Origin of the sequence: Bradyrhizobium sp. C9, from assembly GCF_002532045.1 — a bacterium.
Lineage (GTDB): Bacteria > Pseudomonadota > Alphaproteobacteria > Rhizobiales > Xanthobacteraceae > Bradyrhizobium.
On sequence record NZ_NWTG01000017.1, the window covers coordinates 118,773 to 141,726 of the forward strand.

The 22,954-nt window shown below is 59.1% G+C and carries 16 protein-coding genes and 3 pseudogenes; 9 read left to right on the forward strand and 10 right to left on the reverse strand.

Going from position 1 to position 22,954, the window contains the following annotated elements:
• Positions 1-6 precede the first annotated feature (6 nt).
• The 5 genes from CO675_RS27855 to CO675_RS27875 all read left to right on the forward strand — a co-directional run bounded on the left by CO675_RS27855 (position 7) and on the right by CO675_RS27875 (position 5,584).
• A complete protein-coding gene (locus CO675_RS27855; RefSeq protein ID WP_097675015.1) occupies positions 7-1,119 on the forward strand; it encodes a nodulation protein NodZ in 1,113 nt (370 codons plus the stop codon).
• Positions 1,116-1,322 (forward strand): hypothetical protein, encoded by a 207-nt coding sequence (locus tag CO675_RS27860; RefSeq protein WP_097675016.1) that lies wholly within the window; start codon positions 1,116-1,118, stop codon positions 1,320-1,322. The genes CO675_RS27855 and CO675_RS27860 overlap by 4 nt, the downstream gene beginning before the upstream one ends.
• A gap of 615 nt (positions 1,323-1,937) precedes the next feature.
• Positions 1,938-2,774, forward strand: coding sequence for an SDR family NAD(P)-dependent oxidoreductase (locus CO675_RS27865; RefSeq protein ID WP_097675055.1), 837 nt, complete (start codon positions 1,938-1,940; stop codon positions 2,772-2,774).
• 250 nt (positions 2,775-3,024) lie between these two features.
• Positions 3,025-4,779, forward strand: a complete 1,755-nt coding sequence (nifA, locus tag CO675_RS27870; RefSeq protein WP_502693414.1) for a nif-specific transcriptional activator NifA — start codon at positions 3,025-3,027, stop codon at positions 4,777-4,779.
• Between the two features lie 406 nt (positions 4,780-5,185).
• Positions 5,186-5,584, forward strand: a complete 399-nt coding sequence (locus CO675_RS27875) for a TetR/AcrR family transcriptional regulator (protein WP_143279155.1) — start codon at positions 5,186-5,188, stop codon at positions 5,582-5,584.
• Between the two features lie 497 nt (positions 5,585-6,081).
• On the opposite strand, the gene CO675_RS27880 is transcribed toward CO675_RS27875, so the two are convergent.
• The 5 genes and pseudogenes from CO675_RS27880 to CO675_RS42035 all read right to left on the reverse strand — a co-directional run.
• Positions 6,082-6,453 (reverse strand): helix-turn-helix domain-containing protein, encoded by a 372-nt coding sequence (locus CO675_RS27880; RefSeq protein ID WP_245452951.1) that lies wholly within the window; start codon positions 6,451-6,453, stop codon positions 6,082-6,084.
• Between the two features lie 1,354 nt (positions 6,454-7,807).
• On the reverse strand, positions 7,808-8,335 hold the full coding sequence (locus CO675_RS27885) for a GNAT family N-acetyltransferase (protein ID WP_097675020.1): 528 nt from the start codon (positions 8,333-8,335) through the stop codon (positions 7,808-7,810).
• A gap of 1,773 nt (positions 8,336-10,108) precedes the next feature.
• Positions 10,109-10,933: an NEL-type E3 ubiquitin ligase domain-containing protein gene (locus tag CO675_RS41615; protein WP_245452952.1), complete on the reverse strand. Its 825-nt coding sequence runs from the start codon at positions 10,931-10,933 to the stop codon at positions 10,109-10,111.
• A gap of 289 nt (positions 10,934-11,222) precedes the next feature.
• Entirely contained in the window at positions 11,223-11,957 is a 735-nt protein-coding gene (locus CO675_RS41620) for a leucine-rich repeat domain-containing protein (RefSeq protein WP_245452953.1), read from the reverse strand.
• A pseudogene (locus tag CO675_RS42035) lies at positions 11,887-12,084 on the reverse strand (transposase); the annotation flags it as partial. The gene CO675_RS41620 and the pseudogene CO675_RS42035, both read right to left, overlap by 71 nt.
• A gap of 902 nt (positions 12,085-12,986) precedes the next feature.
• Between CO675_RS42035 and CO675_RS41125 the strand changes: the two are divergent.
• Positions 12,987-13,448 (forward strand): hypothetical protein, encoded by a 462-nt coding sequence (locus CO675_RS41125; protein ID WP_198964774.1) that lies wholly within the window; start codon positions 12,987-12,989, stop codon positions 13,446-13,448.
• A gap of 80 nt (positions 13,449-13,528) precedes the next feature.
• Positions 13,529-13,774, forward strand: coding sequence for a hypothetical protein (locus tag CO675_RS40190; protein WP_143279156.1), 246 nt, complete (start codon positions 13,529-13,531; stop codon positions 13,772-13,774).
• Positions 13,775-14,374: 600 nt separating this feature from the next.
• On the opposite strand, the pseudogene CO675_RS41625 reads toward CO675_RS40190, so the two are convergent.
• The 3 genes and pseudogenes from CO675_RS41625 to CO675_RS27915 form a co-directional block, all read right to left on the reverse strand.
• A pseudogene (locus CO675_RS41625) lies at positions 14,375-14,470 on the reverse strand (IS481 family transposase); the annotation flags it as partial.
• Positions 14,464-14,625 (reverse strand): hypothetical protein, encoded by a 162-nt coding sequence (locus CO675_RS27910; RefSeq protein ID WP_245452954.1) that lies wholly within the window; start codon positions 14,623-14,625, stop codon positions 14,464-14,466. The pseudogene CO675_RS41625 and the gene CO675_RS27910, both read right to left, overlap by 7 nt.
• Before the next feature lie 267 nt (positions 14,626-14,892).
• Positions 14,893-15,528, reverse strand: a pseudogene (locus CO675_RS27915) (IS256 family transposase); the annotation flags it as partial.
• A gap of 24 nt (positions 15,529-15,552) precedes the next feature.
• Here CO675_RS27915 and CO675_RS41630 point away from each other — a divergent pair.
• Positions 15,553-15,663 (forward strand): type II toxin-antitoxin system RelE/ParE family toxin, encoded by a 111-nt coding sequence (locus CO675_RS41630; protein ID WP_349644036.1) that lies wholly within the window; start codon positions 15,553-15,555, stop codon positions 15,661-15,663.
• A 726-nt stretch (positions 15,664-16,389) separates the two neighbouring features.
• Complete coding sequence (locus tag CO675_RS27930) at positions 16,390-17,232, forward strand: electron transfer flavoprotein subunit beta/FixA family protein (RefSeq protein ID WP_097675022.1); 843 nt, start codon at positions 16,390-16,392, stop codon at positions 17,230-17,232.
• A gap of 247 nt (positions 17,233-17,479) precedes the next feature.
• Here CO675_RS27930 and CO675_RS27935 read toward each other — a convergent pair whose 3' ends face one another.
• The gene (locus tag CO675_RS27935; RefSeq protein ID WP_097675056.1) at positions 17,480-18,796 is read right to left on the reverse strand and encodes a DUF3422 domain-containing protein; all 1,317 of its coding nucleotides are present in this window, start codon (positions 18,794-18,796) and stop codon (positions 17,480-17,482) included.
• Between the two features lie 1,749 nt (positions 18,797-20,545).
• A complete protein-coding gene (locus tag CO675_RS27940; RefSeq protein WP_097675023.1) occupies positions 20,546-21,904 on the reverse strand; it encodes an MFS transporter in 1,359 nt (452 codons plus the stop codon).
• Positions 21,905-22,954 lie beyond the last annotated feature (1,050 nt).

Below are 22,954 nucleotides of genomic sequence, written 5' to 3' on the forward strand. Positions count from 1 at the left end.
GCTGCTATGAAGTTCTACCGACGCAACGCGCGAGCAGCACAAGCGCCGACCAAAACATCGGCCAAGACCATATGTGGGCTGTCTCCAATGACGTCTCTTGTTCAACGAGGAGTCCGGAAGGAAGCAATGCAAATGCCTGGCGGTTGGAAAAATGATCGGTTCGTTGTTTCCCGACGGCGTACGGGCTTGGGCGACTGCCTTTGGTCGCTGGCTGCAGCGTGGCGTTTTGCCGAGCGGACCGGACGGAAGCTGGTCATCGATTGGCGGGGGTCCTGTTATCTCGATCAACCATTCACCAACGCCTTTTCCGTCTTCTTCGAACCGGTTCAAGACATTGCCGGCGTACGGGTGATCTGCGACGACCAGATCAATCAGCACTCATTTCCTGGACCATTCTTTCCGGCATGGTGGAATAGGCCAGCTATTGATTGCGCCTATCGACCGGATGAGCAGATTTTCCGGGAACGCGATGAACTCGATCAGCTTTTCCAAAGCGGGCAAGACAGCGATGCAAATACAGTTGTGTGTGACGCCTGCCTGATGTGGCGCTGCGATGAGGAGGCTGAACGGGAGATCTTTCGGAGCATCAAGCCGCGATCCGAAGTGCAGGCACGGATTGATGCCATCTTCCGTGAGCACTTTGAGCCGTATAGCGTGATCGGCATTCATGTTCGGCACGGCAACGGCGAGGATATTATGGGGCATGCGCCCTACTGGGCTGATCCCGAGCGCGCTTTGCAACAGGTCTGTAACGCTATCGACAAGGCCAAGGCGTTACCGCATGCAAAGCCTGTCAGGGCTTTCCTGTGCACAGACAGCGCGCTCGTCCTTGAGAAGGTGTCAGCTATGTTTCCTGACGTTTTCACCATCCCAAAGCGCTTCCAGGCGGCTCAGGCCGGGCCGTTGCACAGCGCGGCGCTCGGAGCGGAGGGCGGCTTCTCCGCTCTCATCGAGATGTATCTGCTTGCGCGATGCGATACTGTGATCCGTTTCCCGCCGACGAGCGCTTTCACGCGCTATGCGCGCCTCCTAGCGCCGCGCGTTATAGAATTCGATTTGAACGATCCGAGCCGATTGATCTTGATTGAAGAAGCATCAAAAGAACTCGTGGCTTCATGAAAGTCGTAACCCGTCTCATCGATCTGATCGCCGCTTTTTGCATCGAGCAGTACTGCCACTATGTTTCCGGGCGGCAATTGATCGCCCAAACCGACGCTTCAACGGGTCCTTGCCCTGGAGAAAAGCAAGTTGCGGCGGCCGAATGCCGTCCGCTGAAGCTCGAGCTTGACAAGAGCGGCGTTAACGTACTGCCGCCGCGCTGACCAGATGGACATCGTCCTCGGCTTTGCATCACGAGGACCCGCAAGTGAAGGCGTTTCGAGGGTTCGTCACGGATTAAGTTATCGAAGGAGGTTACGTTGAGCCGGTGAGTTCCGTTGCCGCGGGCCACCACTCGCTGGCGCGGACAGACCCTTCGGGTTCGAGTATTGAGTTGGACATTCAGTGCGCCAGCTCGTGATCGCGCAACCAATCAGCGCAGCGATGTGCTGCGATGGGCTCGGTATCAGTTGCGAGAAAACCTAACGTATGGAGTTGGTGCGTCAGGTTTCGTTTCGTGCCGACACGGTTACTGGGTGTCTCTACCATCGTGACCAATTGTTGCCTCGACGAGGAGCGTTCCTTGTCCGCTCGCTGCTTCGAATCTCGATCACGAGAGCGCAGTGTGGTGTCTGGTCCTAGCAGTGGCCCAGTGTGCTCCAGGCATTGTGTTGGTGATGCACCATCCATGTTGCAAAGCACACGCGCCATGTCGCGAATCCGCCAAGCGTTTGGAGTGCGCGACATTAGGACGCAAAACCGGAGCGTCTTTGCGTGCATCGCAGTGGCCCAAATCCTGCTACGCGTTCGCCAGCGGCGCTACAGGAGAGGAGGCGGGCGTGGGTCTCGATCTGCCAAATGACGATCTGGTCGCAGGTCCGCTGCCCGAGACACATTTGGGCTGTCCCTTTCGCGCCGATGAAGCCCGCTTCCACCAGGGAGAGCAGAAGGCGATGTTGCTGACTGGGGCATCGCGCGGAATTGGGCATGCTACTGCCAAGCTGTTTTCGGAGGCAGGTTGGCGCATCATTTCTTGCGCGCGCCAGCCATTCGATGGCGCGCGGTGCCCGTGGGACTCCGGGCGCGAGGATCATGTCCAGGTCGACCTTAGCGATCATCAAATGCTGCCGCGCTTGATCGCGCAGGTCAAGGAACGTTTGGCGGGCGGACCCTTGCACGCACTAGTGAACAACGCCGGCATCTCGCCGAAGACTTCCGATGGTGATCGGCTGACGTCGTTGACGACGTCAACCGAAATCTGGATGAGAGTGTTCCATCTGAATCTCGTGGCCCCGATCCTGTTGGCGAAGGGTTTATTTGAGGAGCTAAGGGCCGCGTCAGGATCGATTGTCAACGTGACGTCGATCGCTGGTTCGCGGGTGCACCCGTTTGCCGGCAGCGCGTATGCGACGTCGAAGGCTGCGCTTGCGAGTCTCACACGCGAAATGGCCCACGATTATGCGCCGCATGGCGTTCGCGTGAACGCGATCGCGCCCGGCGAGATCAGGACGGACATGTTGTCGCCCGACACGGAAGCGCGTCTCGTGCCAAGCATCCCGTTGCGCAGAGTGGGAACACCCGACGAAGTGGCCAAGGTCATCTTCTTCCTATGCTCGGATGCCGCAAGCTATGTTACGGGGGCCGAGGTGCCGATCAATGGTGGGCAACATCTGTGATGAGCAAGCCTAGCAAACAGCTAACTTGAGCGTCGGCGCTGGAGCTCGTGCTCTACGCTGACGTCGCGCATCTATCCCGAAAAAAATGAAATCAAGCCACTGTAAGGTTACCGTCGTGCCATGAAAAGGTGTTACGCTTCTATGTCATCTCGTTAACTTGTGACGCTAGATCGAGCATGACATGCAAAACGAAGCTCGCAAATCCGAACAAGGTGCTAGGGAGGATGATCAAAATCACGGAGACCGCCTCATGCTGCATATCGCTTCCGCACGCGAGATACCTGCCTCTCATCCAGAGACGGAGCGCGAGCTCTCGGGCGAGCCGTTGCGCGAGAGCGCGCTGACCGGAATCTTCGAAATATCGAAAATACTCACCGCTCCCTGCCGGCTCGAGGTCACGCTGGCCAACGTCGTGGGCCTTCTGCAATCGTTTGTGCAGATGCGACACGGTATCGTTTCACTGTTCGACGATGACGGGATGCCGGACATTACCGTGGGTGCTGGCTGGAGCGAAGGCAGCGACGACCGCTTCCGGATGCGCTTGCCACGCAAGGCAATCGACCAGATCGTTGCGACCGACAGGCCTCTTGTCGCCGAGAACGTGGCAGCGGAGCCGGCGTTCAGCGCAGCTGACCTTGAAGCGCTCGGTGCCTCGGATAATATGCCGGTGTCGTTCATCGGAGTTCCGATCCGCATCGATCCGAAAGTCGTGGGTACACTGACGCTCGACCGTGTTCGTGACGAAAGGTCGAGTCTCCGGCTCGATTATGATGCGCGGCTGCTCACCATGATCGCCAACCTGGTGGGACAGACAGTGAGGCTTCATCGCTTGTTCGCCTGCGATCGCGAGCGGCTGATGGCGGAGAAGGACCGTCTGCAAAAGCAATTATTCGAGTTTAGGCAGCCTGTACGAGAGCGTAAGAAGCTACCTGTTCATGGGATCATTGGCGACAGCCCGGCGCTGCGTGGGTTGCTCGAAAAGATCGCGGTCGTGGCCAAATCGAACAGCACGGTTCTGCTGCGCGGCGAATCCGGTACCGGAAAGGAACTTGTAGCCAAGGCTATTCACGAATCATCGTCCCGCGCCAAGCGGCCCTTCATTAAGCTGAATTGCGCGGCACTGCCTGAGACAGTGCTTGAATCCGAATTGTTCGGTCATGAGAAAGGTGCCTTTACTGGCGCCTTCAGCTCGCGCAAGGGGCGCTTCGAGCTTGCTGACAAAGGTACACTATTCCTTGACGAGATCGGCGAGATTTCGGCCCCGTTCCAGGCGAAGTTGCTTCGAGTCTTGCAGGAGCAGGAGTTCGAGCGGGTCGGCAGCAACCAGACCATAAAGGTCGATGTTCGAGTCATAGCCGCAACCAACAAGAACCTTGAAGAAGCTGTGGCAAGAAGCGAGTTTCGCGCAGACCTCTACTATCGCATCAGCGTCGTTCCCCTGCTGCTGCCGCCGCTGCGCGAAAGACGCAGCGATATTCCGCTGCTTGCGCGCGAGTTCCTGAGGAATTTCAACAGCGTGAACGGCCGTACGCTGACCTTGGAGCCGAGCGCGATCGATGTGCTGATGAACTGCGGCTTTCCGGGAAATGTCCGCGAGCTCGAAAACTGCATCGAGCGCACAGCGACCCTGTCGGCCGGGCCATCGATCGTGAGAAACGATTTTGCATGTTGCCACGGCCAGTGCCTTTCCGCGATGCTGTGGAAAAGTACATCCGAGGAGGCGACAGTCCAATCGGCACCGCCCGTCCCAGTGCCCGCCAAGCCGATCACTTCGCAGTCTGAAACAACCGCGCCGGCCCCATTTGTCGGCGGCGAACTGGCCTCACTGGCACCCCCTGGCACAGTCCTCGTAAGTGGGGCGAAGATGGCCGATCGCGAGCGGGTCATTGCAGCCATGGAAAAATCTGGTTGGGTACAGGCAAAAGCTGCACGCTTGCTCGGACTAACGCCGCGCCAGATTGGCTACGCGCTGAGGAAGTACGGAATCGAAATCAAGCGGTTCTGAACGCGCGGACGATGAGAGGACAGTGGGTGTTTGGGCGAAATCTGAAAAAGGGCGGCTCGCCTCGGCGGCAGATTGACCACGCATGCGAGGAGCCGCCCGCCTGCCGCCGTGGCAAGGCGAGTTCGCTTGGAGCCCAGCGAGAACTGGACTGAGCGGCGCGGTGGAGAACCCGCCGGCACGCTACGGGTTGAAACCATTGTGCGGCCCCTGACGGACGCCGTCCGTCGCCGACCAGCGGCAGCCAACAGCTCCGATATCGATCAGTTCGCCGCTCTTCCCGTCAGTTCGGCGCTGGATCATGGCGCCTAAGCCACATTCTCTTTCCCAGAAGACTAATTGAATGGACAAACTAGGGTGGATGAATGAAGGAGCGACATAAGGTGGGCGGCGCAAAAAGGCGGTGCGCATGGGACGGCCGCCGACGGACTTGGCCGCCGAAGTGGACCTGCGGATCCTGACCGCGGCATGCGAGTGGTTCCTGGCTCGTGAACTCGCCGGCGTCAGCGTCGAGGAGATCGCGTGCCGTGCTAGCAAGGCAACGGTCTATACCCGTTTTCCCGACCAAAGAGGCGCTGGTTGCCGCGATCACCCTGCGCAACTTGGCAATAGTGCAGAAAGGATAGGAAAGGCGCCGTCGAGCGGGATGCTCGAAGAGCGACTGACGGTTCTCGAGACCGAGATACTCAAACATATCCCAATCGCCGACTTCATATATGGCAGTCACCGAAGCGCGCCGCTTTCCCGATCTGGCGAAAGTCGGCGCATGATGCGCAAACGCGGCACGCATAACGCGCCGGCGTCCTGAAGGACGTTAGGCTCGAGGCACGGCATGGCCCTCTGCCATCTTCACCTCGGAGCGCGTGACCAAGACGCCCCAGTTCTTCCTCGAACTCGTAATCGCGCCGCTGTCATGCGAGCGGTGTTCGGCGAAGATCCAAAGGCACTGCGGGCGCACATCCGCACGCACGTGACGGAGAGCGTGCCGTTTTTCCTGGCGGCCTGCCGCAACGACGCCACTCCATAGCAAGTCGCGCGGCTTCGCCTTTCGTACGTAGGGCGGCGCTCCTCACCATGAGGCAGATGTCAATGGCGGAGTTGGCGAGCTCGAAGATCAGATTGTCGCTCGATCCGTCAACCAGGAACGTATCGACGTCGGGGACGCGGGGCCGGTGATCGAGGAAAGTACCCTGAGATTACCGGCTGAAAGTGAGGCGTGTACAAGTCAATCGACCGCTCTCGCCGCGCGAGTGGGGCCTGAGACGAGATCGCGTCCATGTGCCGCGATCTGACGTCGAGTGCCGGTCAATCCTCGTCGGCGGCGATCGACTCCATCAGCGACACCAGCTGACGCTGGACGGTCTGATCCTTGATCTTACTGTAAGCGCGCAGCAACCGCAGGCTGAAGGCGCTGTCCAGGAACAGGAGGCTCTGAACCTCGCGCGCCTTGTTGTCGCCGTCGTAGAAGAAGGTGACGGGGACGCCGAGCGTAGTGGCGATCTGCTGAAGACGGGCAGCGCCGACACGGTTGACGCCCTTCTCGTACTTCTGGACCTGCTGGAAGCTGACGCCGAGCTTATCGCCGAGTTCGGCCTGCAAAATCTTCTGCTCCACACGCCGCAGGCGGATCCGTCTGCCCAACTCAATATCAGGCTTGCCGGCACTGCGCTGCCGCATCTTCTTTGCTGCTGATCTATTCATTCTGGCGACCCGTCCTTACGATCGAGAGGTCCCCTGCCTTCTAGGTCGTGGATCCGTCATTCCGACAGTTACGCTTGGCAGAATATCGACCGAACCACAACTAGCGCGAGTTCAATTGTCATGGATTTTGTGAGCATGCTTACCGCCGGCGCAGCCTCATTCCCGTATTTATACCGGAGCTCCAACATGATTGCGTACCGTGTTCGTCGCAGCAAGGGCGCCCAAATTCTCGATAGATTTGCGGCTCTCAAGGTGTTCTTGCCAGAGGGAACGACGATTGCTTCCTCCTCAATCGAGCGGACGGTCTTGCGCCCATCGGTGCATCGTGCACGACGCCGCCTTTACGCTGCTTGGTGATGGTCTTCTGATTGGGACCGCGCTTGCTATTCTTTAACTCTTTGAGCGAGCTTTCGATCGCTGTATCGCCGCTCGTGGCGTGCGTGGCCATCCGCTGTCATAGAGTGTTTGGCCCACAGGCCCTCCCGCACGATGGATCAGAACGGTTGAATCTCTGCGCTCTGGGACCAGCGTCCTTCGCCCTGTTTTCCCTCGCTTCGAGGCATCTGAGAGCCCATTGGTATTCGAACTCGCACCACGCAAGCTCGAATGGTTCCATCAGTATCTCTATCCACGTCTCGGCAAATGCTGCAATTCCGACGAAAAATAGAATTCGCGACCTCCTGATTCGCTATCAGTCGACGAAGCCGGCGAGACGAATGAGTTGTCGCTATGGCCAGCCGCACATGCAGCTAAGAGGATCGTGATCAGCGGCTCAATTGAACCATGGTAAAAATTGGGCACCTCAAGGGGGCACGTAACGATACGAAAGTTTATGGCGGTCGTTCGCCTGGCTCGCACACTTCATCCAACGGCTGCCCGAGCAGCAAAATAGGCCGACGGCTTCGTGGGCTCGTTCAAGAGTCGCTAATCGCCTTGCCTACCATATTGAGATTGCGACGACATACCCACTATCTTGAGGCCTCAAGACGAGGTCGTTAGGAGCTGGGTGAGTATGTCAAGCGCAATGGTAGGGATTGCTTCAAGCTTTGCGGGCCCCGCGCTATGGACGTTGAATGAGAATCGGAGCGGCAAATTAACGTTATCTTGCCGATCGTCGGCTCGGCATTGTGATGACCGGCCGTGCGGCAGTTGAATAATCCACCGTCTGATCCGTTTGATTTCTTATCTCCAAAGCCAAAGTCGTCGCTGTTCACAAAATCATAAAATAAAGCGGTAATGTCACTGATGCTCCCCGACGATGATGATTTGTCAGGACGGGACCGGACAGAGGTTGTCTGTAAATAGCAAGCGCGAAGTCAGCTTTGTAGTGTCAGAGATGCTTGTAGAAGAAGGTCGCCGAGCGATATGTACCGTCAGGGGCGAGCACACACCCGGGGATGATGCCCACCCGCTGCCATCCCTCGCTGGCGTAAAGATGCTCGGCAGCGGAGCCTGTGGTAGTGCTAAGCGTCAACAACGACTTTCCCTCGTTTCGTGCTAACTCGCTGACAGCCCAGAGCATCCGGCGCCCGACGCCGCGACGGCGTGCACTTCTTTCAACTAGGACTTTGACGACTCGAGCGCTATGCAATTGGTTCTCGGACGCGGCAGGTACCATCTGGATTGTGCCGACAATCTGACCTGCGCCATCTTCCGCAGCCAGTAACACGCATCCATTGCAACTAACCGCGTCCGCGACGCTACGCCAGTACACCAGCGCACGTCGCCGAGTTAGCGGTGGCAGAAAGCTGACCGAGTCGCCGTAGGCGACGCAGTCAATGAGGATGTCGGCGAGACGCTCCAAACGTTTATTCACGTCGTCGGCGCCGATGCGCCGTACCCGAATATCGTCCGTCATCTGATTTCGGACAGAGCGAGCCTATCGCCCCCGGCTAGCTCGGACGGCGGGTTAATCGCCAACGCCACGGAAATAGCGAATTTCCATCGGAACGACATGCTTTTGAATGCCATAAGTGGTCACGTGCCGTGTCGCCTAACCCAACCGAAGCTGGCAAATGACTATAGAAGATTACTCCGCCAAGGCTGCAATGCTTAGCTGCCCGCTCGAAGCGCCCGGACAAGGCACGCTCCGTATTACGAACCGAATTTTGCGCAGAGCTCCGCAGCACGAAACAAATTTAGCGCGGAGATGAGATTCTTGTCGCGCGGGAACAGCCTCCGAGCGGACTTGACCCGCGAGTCGTGGTCCAGTCCGGATATCGTCTGGCTCTCAAGAATAAGTGCCTCGGAGAATCTGCGAAGAGCAGGGTGATACTGGTCAAGGGCGGCCTCGCTGCGCCTATCGGTACGAGTCGTCATTTCAAAGAAACTCTCGTCGTCCTCTGAGGGGGGTGGGCGGAATCGCACTGCGAGCAGCTGGCTCGCAGCAAGCGCGAAGATTGCTCAACGGCGCCTTCATCGTTCGATTAGTAGAATTCGTTGACGTGAGCGATAAGATTGCTGATTTGCGCAGATCAAACGCTTGACGTCGAAAGCAGAGAACATGCCCGTAATCGGCGAAGTTCGGTGGTACTGCTTTAATGTGTCCCTTTTTAAGACTCCGAGCCGTAGCATTACTAGTCGCGTCATCAATTCGGCGCTGGTCTTCTTCAGATTGGTGAGGACAGGTACCGGTACTGGCTGGGAGCGCCGTCGCCAAGGACGGCTCAAACGCCCATTGCCTCGCCGGCCCTTCTTGCTGCTCTTCCGAAGTGGCATGCTGCAGCTGCGACCAACTGTTACATTGGATGGGTCACAATTGTTCGGGTCCACCTAGCCTCATGTCCAAGATCACCTGAGCAGACATCCTACCAGAGCAAGCTTTCGAGAAGCTGACGAAGCCGCAGCGTAGCTGCTCGCGCTCGGGCGGGGCGGAATTGGCTCCGATCTCTTCCGTCACGCTTACGTCATCGGCCTCCCTCGGGCATGGTGTCGAGCCGAGAGCGCCGAAGTGACTTTGGATCGATACAGAAGGTGAGCCGCGCGCCGCCCTATCGGATGGTCAGCGGTGGCAGCCCTCCGGCCCGGTAGCTCTGCGGCGAGCGCCCTAGTTTATCGTCGCCATTACTTCGTACCAGAAATGATCGGATATAGCGTTTGGTTGTATTTCCGGCTTGCGCATTGTCGACGAATGCCGGCGGCGCTGGGCGTCGAATGAGCTATGAAATCTTGAGCCGATGGGCACGGAGATTCGGCAGGGCGTTCTGCGCTCCCGATCCGCCAGCGCGCTCCGCTCGCGGTCACAGACGGGATCTGGATGAAGTCTTATCCCGGTGGCGGAGAGCGACATCGGCTACGACGTGAGCGAATCATGAGGCGGCATTGGCCGCGCTGTCGAAGTATCATGCGTGATCAAGTTCAACCCAGGCTATGCCAGTCGTGACCTGACACAGCCTTGCACCGACGAACATGCCTGTTCGCCGAAATCCAGGCGAGCAATGATCTTGAACTGTGGCGTCGCTTACAAGTGTAGAATTGCGGGTTTACTAGGTAAGGCCGGCGAGCGAACAACACGCCGAAGTGGTCGGAGGTGGTCATCAGACGGCAACTGCACGCATCCATTCAACCTGAACAATCGCTCGTCCCGTAACGACCAAACGAGACTGCATGATCGGAGCGGCTATCGCATCGATCAGAGCTCGAGGCCGTGCTCCCGGAGAACCTTATGCATCAGCTCGCCGTTGATCTCGCGGGCGATTTCGCTGAGGATCTGGGCTCCGACCACCCGCCGGGCATCGACATCATCCGTCAGGCCAGGCTCCGCGAGTCGTTCGTTCAAGCGCGTCGCAAACTCATCTCCCATTGCATCGGCAAGCCGGTCCCGCATCGCGGCATGATCATCGGGGGCGATCCGCTTCACCACCGTATCCCAAGGCTCCCAGCGCGTTGCCAGAAAATCCGCGAAACCCGCCGCTTCCTGTTCCCGCACCGACGTCTCAGCCCGGGCAACGTCGTCCGCCGTGACGTCAGAGAGATTCAAGAAGCGCATATCAGGAGCGCTGTGGCGCAATTCCAGCCGATCCCGTAGCTGGGTCTGATAGGCAAGATAGACCTCGATCTCGTCGATATTGGCCTCCGGGTCGGCACGACGGAGCGAGCGGACCGTCTCGCGTGCGATATCGTCAAGCGCCTCCAAACGAAGCATGACACGGCCGTGTTGGAGCAGTTGGTCGAGCTGACTGTCATAAAGCCCATCCTTGACATCAAAGTTCAGGCGTGCGGTCTGCATACCGTTCCAAGTCAAAGTGACGCGGTCCTCGCAGGACGCAGTCGCTCCATTGGCCAGCTCGAAATACTGCTCGCGCAGCCGCGGCCTCATCGCGGCCTGTAGCAGATTCTCGGCCACCTGGTCGCGGAACGCCTGATGACCATAGTTCACGGTGCCCGCGAGCCTTTCGAGAAAGAGTGCGAAGTCCTGCGCACCCGGCTCTTCGGCGAAGCCCTGCCAGGCGGCCACGCGCCGGGCTCGTCCGCGAGCCAATCCGCGACAACCTGGTGCAGGAGTGGCGGCTGATGTTCCACCGGTTGTGGGGGCATGGACAGCAAGACCTGCGGGCCGGCATAATCCGGGCCACGCGTAGCTGACGCCAAATCGGCCAGCACTGGGCCCGGTATCGGATTAGATCGCACGTCGATGCTGGACGCGCTGCCGAGCTGCGTCAGCACGGTCGCGGGCAGGCCGGTCAGCTGATTATTGCTGGCGCCGAGCATTTCAAGGCCGACCGGGAGTGTCTCTGGCAGATTGGTCAGCTGTTTTCGCTGACGTCCAGGTATCGAAGTCTGGCCGGAATGCCGGGCAAGCTTGTCAGCTGGTTGTCGCCTGCGTCCAGGTACCGCAGCCTTGCTGGAAGATCGGGCAGGCTGGTCAGCTGGTTATTGCTGGCAGACAACTCCTCGATCGTTGCCGGAAGGGCGGGCAGATCGGTCAGCTGGTTGCTATCGACAGTCAAGCTGCGGAGCCTGGATGGCAGCTCTGCCGGCAGGCTGGAAAGCTCGTTGGCCGTGAGGTGGAGGTGCCGGAGCCTGCTCGGAAGGGCGGGCAGACTGGTCAGTCGGTTGTCAGAGGCGTAGAGGTCCCGGAGTCCGCCCGGAAGCCGGGCCGGCAGGCTGCTCAACTGGTTGCCGATGACATTGAGGGTGCGGAGCCTGGGCAAGAGTGAGGCTGGCAAGGCGGTCAGGGACAATGACGACAAATTCAGCTCGTCTCCGACATCACCTTCGTCCCGCGATGCCCTCGTCCGGTTGACCTCCTCTTGCCGATTCTCGTCTTCGCCCTGCCCCTCTTCCGCTGCCCAGGTCGCCAGGACGCGGTCCTGCGACGAGACGAGGTCGGCGGCGGCCGCTCCTGTCGCCCACCGCGTCAGGGCTGACGCCCACTGGGTCAGGCATGAAGGGGACTGCCCGGCGGCCCTAGATGTTGGCACGGTGCATTCGGATTCGGAAGGTATGCCGGCGCGAGGCTGGGCCCGTTCTGTATTCATTGAACTCCATAATGTCTCGTCTCAGCCGATTAGGCGGCTCAAGCTCTTTGCGCCACCTGAACAGCTGGCTCACATGAAGGCCGGCCATGCGAGCCACCTCGGAAACAGTGGCTCCGGGCTCGAGCGCTGCTGCAACTAGCTTTCCTTCTCATCTCGCGGACCACCGACGCCGCCGCTCGACCGATGTGATCACCTCTGCCCGCGAAATCGTCATAGCGCTTCTCCTAGGATGACCCCTAGGACCTGCAGCGCTTGCCGCCGTCAAACAGGGCGGCCGTCAACAAAGGCGCACGCTAGGAAGCTCAGCTGTCGATAAGCTGACGAGCGTCAGATTATCCGCCATGTTCAAAGACTAGCACGCGCCAATCGGGAGCAACTTCCAATACGGTCTAAGCAGTGGGCAAGGGGCGGTTGCGGCGGATCGATCCGGGCCCCCAACACAATTTGTCGACCCAGAGTCGTGGGACTCAAGCTGGGTGCGAGATTTGCCCACGCCGTTTTGGCATGAAGGGGATCAAGCAGGTCTGCCTCCCGCCGATAGCTGGAATATGACGAATTCTCGCCGCGACCAGCCTATCCGCCAGTGGAAAGCCATCCACCTTCATTTGAGGAAAGCCTCGGGATATCGATCTTCGGTGCATCACAGTACATGCGCAAGTGGTCACCGCGTCGGCGTTGTCTGCCGTATCCATCGCCTTACTCCTTTCTTGCGCGGTCTTCCGTTGGTCCGGAGTCGCCGTCGATATGCATTCATTATGCTTCCATCTGCGAACGGTATTTCCACTCGATCGTGCCGCGGACTAGAACCGCTCAAACAGTTGATCGTGGGCGACGGCATGCTGGAAAGCAGAGCTTCATCCGAATGCTTATGACTGGCTCAGCGGTATCTGGATTGCTTCGCTCAACCCGTGGCCAACGAGCGATCCTGAGGTTCTACAGCGACACTCGTCAGCTGATCGGCAGGTAGGCCTGTTAACGGCAGAACGCTGCCCCGGAACGGTCCTAGGTACTCCCGCTCGGACAGGCTTTTTGCGGTGGAGAACACGGACGGGCGTCACCCTTGCCGCCCAAACATCTCGAGCCGAACTGATCGAGCAAGGACGCAGCTTCGTGGAAATATCGTGCCTCCTCGATGCCGCCAGCGAGGAGACTCTCCGGCTTTACCAGATCGGTCTTGACGATACCGCGGCCGAAGAAGCCTTTGAGCACGCCATGAATCAGCTGCGAATGGTTACAATGCGCGCCACGACCATCGAGCGAATGGGGGCGACGGCCTCAGCGGTCCTCCATTTCGAATGGGACGCAAACGTCGAGTTCACTGAAGAGGCCATCGAAGGCGCGGCCTTCGGCGTGCTTGTCGCCGGCCTGCTCGACAAAGCCGCTTCCGGATCGTCTGCGACTGGGCCGCGGCCAGGATCTGAATCAACGAAAATTGGCCCGCCGGCCGTGAACCGGCATGGGCGGTCCGGCCTCGGCATCAACTGCCCGTGAAATGTGAGGCGGTTCACACTCGATCATCGCGAGTTGGCCTAAGGCACGAGCGGGTGGAAGCTCGGTGTCGGAGAATCGTGATGCCGTTTTTCAGCAGCCAAAGCTTGGCGTCGGCAGCCGCCGCTTCAGTGCTCAGTATTCTCATCGTGGGAGCGGTTGCCTTTTCGGCTGTTGGTTATGTGGAGTGGTCATCGGGCGTCAATCTGACCCATTTCATGGGCCGGACCGTCTTGGATGCCTCAACGCCGGTTCTACCGCTCAAGGGGCGAACAGGTTGCGAGCAGGGCAATAAGCCGCTGCCTGCGCTTTCTCTACCGCTCGAATGACGCCGACCTAAAGCGACAGCGCCCAATCTCCCAAGGAGACTAAACCGCCAAACGGGCAGGCAGGGCAATCGCGCAAGCTTGCTGTGCGAGGAAAAGACGCCGCCGGTCTCAAAAATACACGCCCGGCGGCGTTTCCTTCCTGAACTGGGACACTGAAATCCCCAGCGTCAATTTAACTGCATGGGTCGTGCCGGCAGGGGCCTCAGCGCCTGCTGGCGACGTGCATCGGCGAATTTGTGCCTGGCTCGGGCGCCCCCATAGTCGCCCATACGGCAATGCCGATGGCCAGCGCTAACAGCACGGTCTTTGTAGCAATCTTGTCGTCAGACATCTCGAGACGCCTCTCACGCGTCAGCGCGGCAAATCTCAAAAATTACGCCGCCGGGCCCGAAATGGTTTGTCCCGGCGGCGCCCTGTCATTCCCAGCGCTAGGGCCCTGAAACTCCCAACGTCACTTGCTTAGCAGGTACCCGGAGTGACGGCTGTTGCCTAACTCACACAAGGTCCAAGAGAGGAGCCGACCCTCAGGGCAGGCGCGCCAGCTCCTCCGAAACGTGACCGTGCTGTGTCCGCACCCAACGGTCCCGTCCCTTAGGCGTCGAAAGGCTGCTTGGCAGGCTTGGCACCGACGACCTCGGGCGGGCGGCTGATTTCATGGCGCTGCAGGCAACGGTGCAAGGATGACCGCGTCAGATAAGCCGCCAGTGCTCACCGAACGACCGCTGAATGCTGGTCAAACCCAGGGCATTCAGATCGAAAGCGGCTTTCTCGACGTCCTTTGGATCGACTTGCGGCAGGAGCTTGCACAGATCGTTAATGGTGAGACTTCGGGCTTCGCCCTGCCATGCCATCGCCACTCGCGCGTGCGAGAGCCACAGCCAAATCGAAGCGAGGACCGACCAGCGTTGTAGTTGGCGCCAGCATTTGCGCGTCGGTCAGGCCGTTCGGAATGCACGTTGGTGCGTTCTGAGATTGCACCTTCCCAATCACTGCGGGCTTTCTGAGCCTGGCTAGGGATCAATTCGCCAGCCAGTTTGACCACCACGCCGGATCGTGTCCCATGGCGTGGTGTAGCTGGCGGCAGGTCACCGCCGATTTTCCGGCGGGGTCGGAAGGCATCAGCCTGCCACGGCGGGCAAGCTGACGACGGGATCATCGCTCAACGGCGCGATGGTTTCCAGCGTCATGTAGCGGGCCCGCTGAACCGCCCACTCGTCGTTCTGCTCGAGCAGGATCGCGCCGACCAGGCGAACGATGGCGTCTTCATTTGGGAAGATGCCAACCACCTCGGTCCGCCGCTTGATCTCGCCGTTGAGGCGCTCGATCGGGTTGGTCGAATGCAGCTTGGCACGGTGCCGAGGCGGGAAGCTCATATAGGCGAGCACGTCTGGCTCGGCCTCATCCATGAAGGCGGCGAGCTTTGGCAGTTTGGGACGGAGCTGGTCGGCGACCTTGCGCCACTGAGCCCTGGCCGCTTCGGCATCGTCCTGGGCAAAGGCGGTGGCGATGAAGGCGGAGACGACGCGTCTTCCGCTCTTGCCGGCATGGGCCAGGACGTTGCGCATGAAGTGGACGCGGCAGCGCTGCCAGGCGGTGTTGAGCACCTTGCTGACGGCGGCCTTGATGCCCTCATGCGCATCGGAGATCACGAGCTTGACGCCACGAAGCCCGCGCCGAGCGAGCTTGCGCAAGAACGCGGTCCAGAACGTCTCGGCCTCCGAGGGACCGATGTCCATGCCGAGAACTTCGCGTCGGACAACGCCGCGGCTGCGGATCGCTTGCTCGATCGTATCGGCAATGCCTTTCAGATGCTTGCCGAGAATCCACGGGCGGGCCGCCAGCGGCCCGAGCTGGGGATGAAAATTCGGAGCTTTACTGTCGGCAACTAAGTACTGTTCTACGAAGCATTACCCAACGGTGTCGAGATCGTACGGGTGCTGCATGGTGCTCGCGATATCACGCCGGAGGATCTCGACTGAGGACTTTGCTTTGTCAGCCATCACACAATCGCATTTACGATTTTACGATGGAATCTCGGCAGGCACTCCAAGAGCGACTGAGGGCTGATCCAAGCTTGGGCTGATGGTCTTTCCCTGGAGCGGCTCCCGCCAACATCAAAGGCTATGGGATCGTCTGAATCAGCAGATCGAGGCTCATAGGGAGCAGTTAGGCAGGTGGCTCCCGTTGGCTCGATCGGGATCTGCATAAGCAACCTCATCGCTCGTTTGGCAGTGCTCCGTCCGTAGGATCTCCTGTGCTGCCTTGAACGCCTCAAGAGCTGCAGGAATGCCGCAATATGCCGCCGCGCGAAGCAGGCCGCCTTGATCTCGTCGACACTGGCGCCGTTCCGGAGCGTGCCCGGACCTGCAGCTTGACTTCCGCAGGAGGTCGCGGTGTGGGCCTGCAAGCTCGCGGCTCCGCGCCGTGGTCGGACGGAACGGAATGGCGCTGTTGCAGTTCCGACGGGTGTCGATATTCGTTCGTCCAGAACACCGGGCTGGAGGGGCGATCTACCTATCTAAGCCTCTGTGGCAGCTAACAGATTCCAAAATCGGGCGCTGTGGTACAATACTTGCTGTTCTCTTCGCAGCTACCGCAACCTTTGGAGCAACTCAGTGCACATTGTCGTCTGCATTAAACAGGTTCCGGACTCTGCGCAGATCCGCGTGCACCCCGTGACCAATACGATCATGCGTCAGGGTGTGCCGACGATCATTAACCCATATGACCTCTTCGCGCTCGAGGCCGCGCTCGAGCTGTGCGACCGGTTCGGCGGCGAAATAACCGTGCTGACGATGGGGCCGCAATCGGCGGAAGATTCCTTGCGGAAAGCGCTGACCTTTGGCGCCGATCGCGCCGTACTGCTCACCGATCGCTGCTTTGCGGGCTCCGACACCCTGGCCACAACGTATGCACTGGCAACCGCCATCCGAAAAATTGGCAAGGAATATGGCCCGCCAGACCTCATCTTTACCGGCAAGCAGACCATCGATGGCGATACCGCGCAGGTTGGGCCCGGCATCGCAAAACGGCTGGGTGTGCTGCAGCTGACCTACGTCGCCAAGGTCAAAACCCTCGACCTTGCTGCCCGTACAATTGAAGCGGAGCGACGCTCCGAAGGTGGTGTCCAGGTGCTGCACACGAGGCTGCCTTGTCTCATTACCATGCTGGAGGGGACCAGCCAGATTCGGCGCGGCGCGATGGCCGATGCCTTGCGTGCTGCGCGTGCACCAATCGTGAAATGGAGCGGGCACGATGCCGGCGTCGAGGACGTCTCCAAATGCGGCCTTAAGGGCTCGCCGACCGTCGTCAAGCGAGTCTTCGCTCCCTCTGCACGGGCTGAGAAAGCGGCGCTGGTTGAGGCCGCCGAGCAACCAGCGCAGGCGTTGATTGATGCTATTTTTAAGCATCAACCGAAGCTCGAAACCGATCTTGCGGCGCTCGCCCGCGATGCTTGACCTGGGAGTCTTGGCGACGATAAGCGTTACGGTCCTGAACCGCGTCAAGGTTTGGCTCTCATCCGGTCACACCGACATGCACGGAGGCGTGTAGAGCTTGGCGCCGACCGTTCAGCGGAGCTGAAGCGCAATCCTCCCGTCGGCGATCACCTCTATCTGGGCCGCCGACGATTTGGTGAAAACTGCTGCCACGGGGGTCGGGCATGTCTGCGGTCAAGCTCTGTTGTCAATCAGCTACAATCGATGCTTACTTGTCCGTTACGGACGGCCCATCGCGATGCTTGAGGTGTCGCTTTCGTGCATTGTAACTAACCAGCCAGATCACCCCGACTGCGACCGGCACGCACGCCGCGGTTAGATAAGAGGGTTCTACATGGAGACCAACATCGTGCGCTCCCTTGGCAAGGTAGCCAAACAAACTAACCACGTAATATCCTATCGCCGCGACCGACAATCCCTCCACCGTGCACTGCAGCCGAAGCTGTTGTCCGGTGCGTTCATTGATAGCGTGCAATAGGTCGCGGTTCTGCTGTTCGATTTCAACGTCGACACGGGTTCGCAGCAGATCGGCGGCGCGCGCCAACTTGACCGACAGAGTGACCTCACGATCCTTGGTCGTCTCGCAAGTTCGCATCGCAGGCGCCATCCGGCGCGCCAGGAACGACGACCATGTCGGATAGTCCGTGATCTCATGGCCTTCGATGATGGACAGTCGGGATTGGACCAGCTCGTAATAAGCTCTGCTGGCGCCGAAGCGAAACAGGCTTCCGGTCGCGCCTCGCTCGAAAGAGGCGGCCAACGCGGTCAGTTCGGCAAGCAGATGGTTGTTGAGCTTCAATCCCTCCGCGCCTTGCATTTCTTCGAGCACCTCGCCGAGACGTCTATCGATGCGATCGACAAAAGGACCAAGCTCAAGAGCGGCCGACAGACCAAGCAACGCCAACGGACGATAAGTCTCAACTTCAAGCAGCCGCTGCACCAGTGCACCAAGATTGTGCGGCGTCAGCCCGAGGTCGCAGACAAGAATTTTGGTGAAACCGTTTTCGTCGACGCGAAAATCCGAGGCCATAACACTTGCTCCGCCCTTTATGCGGACCATGGCGAGGCTGCTCTTGTCAAAAAGTTGTTCGGCGCGCCTCAATGGGGAGGCGTGCTGCTCGACATCCAACTTGATTGCGACCAGCAATTGCCCTTCCTGCCGCAAGTCGCGCATCAAAGAGTGAACCGCACTTTGGGAGTCGCCGCTCTGTCGAGCGAGCGGGCCATTCGCTATCCAGGTAAAGGTTGCGAATTCGGCATGCTGCTCCCAGCGAAGCACAACGGGTCCGATGTCGATTTGGTGATGTTTCGCTGAGAGCTGCGGAGCTGGAAGGTCACGCTCTCGACAAAACGTGACGAAGGCCCGGCGATCGCTTGCGGCCGAATCGCCCCGCGCAAGAAATGCGAAGTGGGTCACCTTAAACGGAGGAACAAGCTGCATAAACGGGCGCGCATGCACTTCATTGAGCACGGCATCGCGTTGCGAATGTAGCTTGAAACTCCGAAGATTCAGTTTATCGGGCACGTCTAAGCACCTCGTGTCAGAATTGGCGCGCATTCATCCGTGTCGCGAGCGCATTGGTGTCGACTCTAAGGGGCTGTTCGCGCGGTGTGGGGCGGGTTGATCCGAAGCCGCTCAAAGTTGCGAAACCTGCGCCAAACGCGTTGGTTGCTACCGGGCGCGCACGAACATCGCTCGACATCGATATGCTGGCGCACATAACGCGTGATGCGCAGGCTAGAACGAAATCAAGAGCGGCGGGGCCAACGCACGCAAGAGTTACACGCGTTCGTCTCCACGAGGTTGCTAATCGTCGTCGGTGGCTCTACACCGGCTGCTGTATCGTCGATTGAAGGCAAAGGCGCAAACGTGTCTCTCATCTTCGGTGCTCTCTTGTCTCACATTTGCACGCGATGCAGGATATGGGCCAGCACGGAAGTAGCGGAAAGGTTGTGTTTCTCGCGTAATGTGATTGTCGAAACTGCCAGCGGAGGATCTCCGGCAAGGAAATCGCTTACATTCGGACGGCCATCCTCACAAGGGACTTTGGAACTGTATCGCCATCAGATGGAATCCCAGTCTCATTGCGACCGCGTAGCTTGCGCTCTTTAAACCCGGCCTCTGTAACAACCGCGACATCAGAGGATGCTGATTTCGGAATGCTGACATGGCTGTCGTACTTGATTGAGCAGTCATCGAGGAATGCCGATTAGCGGTTGCGGATCCGCCTTCGGTGCAGAGACATTCCCCTGCGGTGACGACTATCGCATATGGCGGAGCAGAATCGGCATCCGACACAGGGCGGGCCTGCAGGCCGGTCAACTCCAACCTAGAGAATTGATGGCGGTGAACGTCGAGCGTTCCATGCGTCCGATTCCAAGACGCATTGCCTTGTTCAGCGGCAGCGAAGGCGGCCGAGAACTGAGCGGTCCGACGTCGCTCCTGGACATGGCAAAATCCAAGAGCCGACCTGCAGTCCGAACTGACCGACGTGCCGGAGCGCATCGTGTCCTAGCAAACCACGAGGCTGCTGCGGCACAAACTGTCCGCCTGAAAGTGCAAGATGGTGCACCATCGGACGGCACAGGTCGCCGGAAATGGGTACGGCGTCAAAGATTGCATCTCGATGACGTCAGCGGCGATGCCGCTTGAAGACCATCAACCGATCACGTCAGGTTCGCGCCAATCGGCATCCCACCGCCATAAGCGCTCCCATGCTCACCGGCTATTCTGCCACGTTACCAGCGCTCGCGTGCGCCGCAACGACATCAGTAACACCCTCGAGGGTGCGCCCGATCGGTCCGGGCCGACGACGGTGCGAAGTTGAGGGCGATATCGAGCACGCGGTACCAGGGTTTTATACCGCGATACAGCTCGGACTGTCGGCGTGGGTACGGATTCCGGACGCCGACAACGTCCATCACGGCCTGCTGCTACCCAACTTGCTGCACATCCGCGACGACGGAACCGTCCGCTATTCGGAGCGCCATAAGGCGGTGTCCAGACCTGGACTTTCCACCGCTCACAGCCGACATCCAGCGGCCGCCGAGGCCTGGTGTCAATGTTGGATAGCGATTTGCCGCGTACGCGGATCACCGAGGATCTGGCACTCTAACGGCTTACTTGTAAAGTGTTAGCCGTGCAGTCATTGCGTCGTGTCTGGTTTCCGACAATGTCGGACATGCGATGCGCCTCCTAGCCCGCTATCGATGCGCTGAGCGAACTCTGGCTCCGCGCATCGATCGAGGCCGCATGACACGTCAGCGGTTAGGATCACGTGTAGCGAGATGCTGCTTGCACGTCCAAGGTGCTCTCGGGCGATTTCCGAAGCGAAGGCTTCACAGCTCTCGATGGCTTGGGGGGGCCCCTATAGATGGTGAGTGCCGCGATGATACCGAGAGCAGCTGCAAACATCAGCCAGAATCCGGGTGAAGCCTTGTCATTAGTCCGCTCAATGAGCCAAGTGGCGACGAGCGGCGTAAACGTACCAAACAGGGCCGCCGCGAACGCGAAGGCCAGGGAAAAGCAAGTTGTGCGCACGTGCGCAGGCACGATCTCGACGAGAGCGCCCAGCATGGTCCCGCTGTAGGTGCCAAAGTAGAACGAGAACATCATCGCCACGGCAAGCAGCTTGCCGAAACTGGGAGTGCTTACCAACCAACTCAAAGCCGGATAGGCGGTCATCAACGCAAGGCCGGCAATGGCCAGCAGAACTGGCTTGCGGCCGATACGGTCGGAAACGGCGCCGCCAATTGGATTCCAGATGAAGTTGGTCACGGCGACCAGGAGAGTCACCAAGAGCGCATCCTGGGTGGACAGCTTCAAGACGGTCTTGCCGAACGTCGGCGTGTAGACGGTGACGAAATAAAAGGTCGTCGTGGTCAGGATCGCCATCATCATCCCGAGAGCGACCGTGCGCCAATGGACGAGCGCCGAGGCAAAGACCTCGCGCGCCGTGGGATGCTTTTTCATCGCCAAAAATTCTGGGGTTTCCTCCAGCGTCCGGCGAAGGAAAAAGATAAGAGGAATGATAAGGCAGCCGAGAAAAAAAGGAATCCGCCAGCCCCAGGAGGCGACGGCTTCGAGTGGCATCGATTCATTCAGTAGGTAGCCCACGGTCGCTGCGACAAAAATCGCGACCTGCTGGCTGGACGATTGAAAAGAGGTATAGAAACCGCGATTGCCTGGGCTCGCGATTTCCGCCAAATAGACTGAAACGCCGCCAACCTCGACGCCGGCGGAAAAACCCTGCAACAGCCGTCCTGCTAGAACAATGATGGGGGCGGCAATGCCGATTGTCGCATAACTGGGACAGAAGGCGATAATCACGGTGCCGACCGCCATGATCGATAGCGTGATGATCAGGCCTTGGCGACGGCCGATCCTGTCGATATAGGCTCCCAGTACGATCGCCCCCACGGGACGCATTAGGGCACCCAGCCAGAACACGCCAAAGGTGTTGAGCAACGAGGCGGTTTCGTTGTCCGAGGGGAAGAAAGCGTTCCCGATGGCGCTGGCGTAAAAGCCAAATAAGAAAAAGTCGAACTGCTCGAGAAAATTGCCGCTGGTCGCACGAAGAATGGCGTTGATGCGCGATTTGACTGTCGCATGCTGAACGAGTGTTTGTGACACAGCGAGTTTCCTTCCCGTCTGAAATGGCCGGTTGCGGAAAACCTCACGCCAGCCCAATTGCAATCAGGCCGTGATTTTCTCTTAGAGACATTACCGACCAACCGGAAGGCGCCTGATCTTTTCGGCTTATTTTCGGCGACGCTCCATTGGTGCACAAATTTTGAATTCGTTCCTGGAGACGCAAGCGCTGCCAACATCAATCGTCAGAAGCTCGCCTACTCGAGACGAAAGAGGTTCCGCTTCGATCACCGATGAGCTAGCTGTGCGAAGTCCACCGCGGATGGTATCGGCTGATTCGGTAACGCGTCTTCACTGTTCGGCTTCTAACTGCGCGCAAATTCCCGCCAGATTCAAAACATGAGCATTGAGTTGCCGGTTCGTACTCAGACATTTGCCCGCGTAGTGCAAGGTTGGCATAGCAATTGCTACAAGCGTGCAGGAACACAGGATATTGGACGAGTGCACGCAGAACGGGCGAATGGCAGCGGCGGTCCCTTTGCCTTGAGACAATCGCTCTCGGCCGGCAGTCGCAATGTCACGTAGATTGTAGCTGCAGGCCTCGAAGAGCCCGCTGGATGTGGTTCGTCTCGGCAATGCCAAACCAAGTCCGCAGGAGATGCGATGAGCAGGCAGTGAACAGCAACCGTGGACGCTTGATCCGTCCACGACAGGTCGCAGGTGAAAGCGTCGAGCCGGCCGGATGTGCCGCCTGCGCATGTCAGGCGAGCCTTCCTTGGCCTGGCGGACGCCGATATTCAGCGTGAGTCAGCAAATGATGGATGGCGCGTTTGGTCATTCGCGGGATTGGATTGCTCGTGGATGGAAATCCAACGCGAGAGGGTGGTGGCTTCAATCTACCGGCAGGTTCCTATCGACGCGCTCATGAACAGGACTGATCCCCTGGTGGCCCTGCCTGGGACCGCGAAGATGGTTGGGAGCAGTTCGCCTGTACGAAGAACGCGACCGCAAACCCGTCGGACCACGTTGGTGGCCTTCGAAAGTGCTCCTCAACATCATTCTCTCCACGGTTAGGGTTCAAATGAGGCCTTC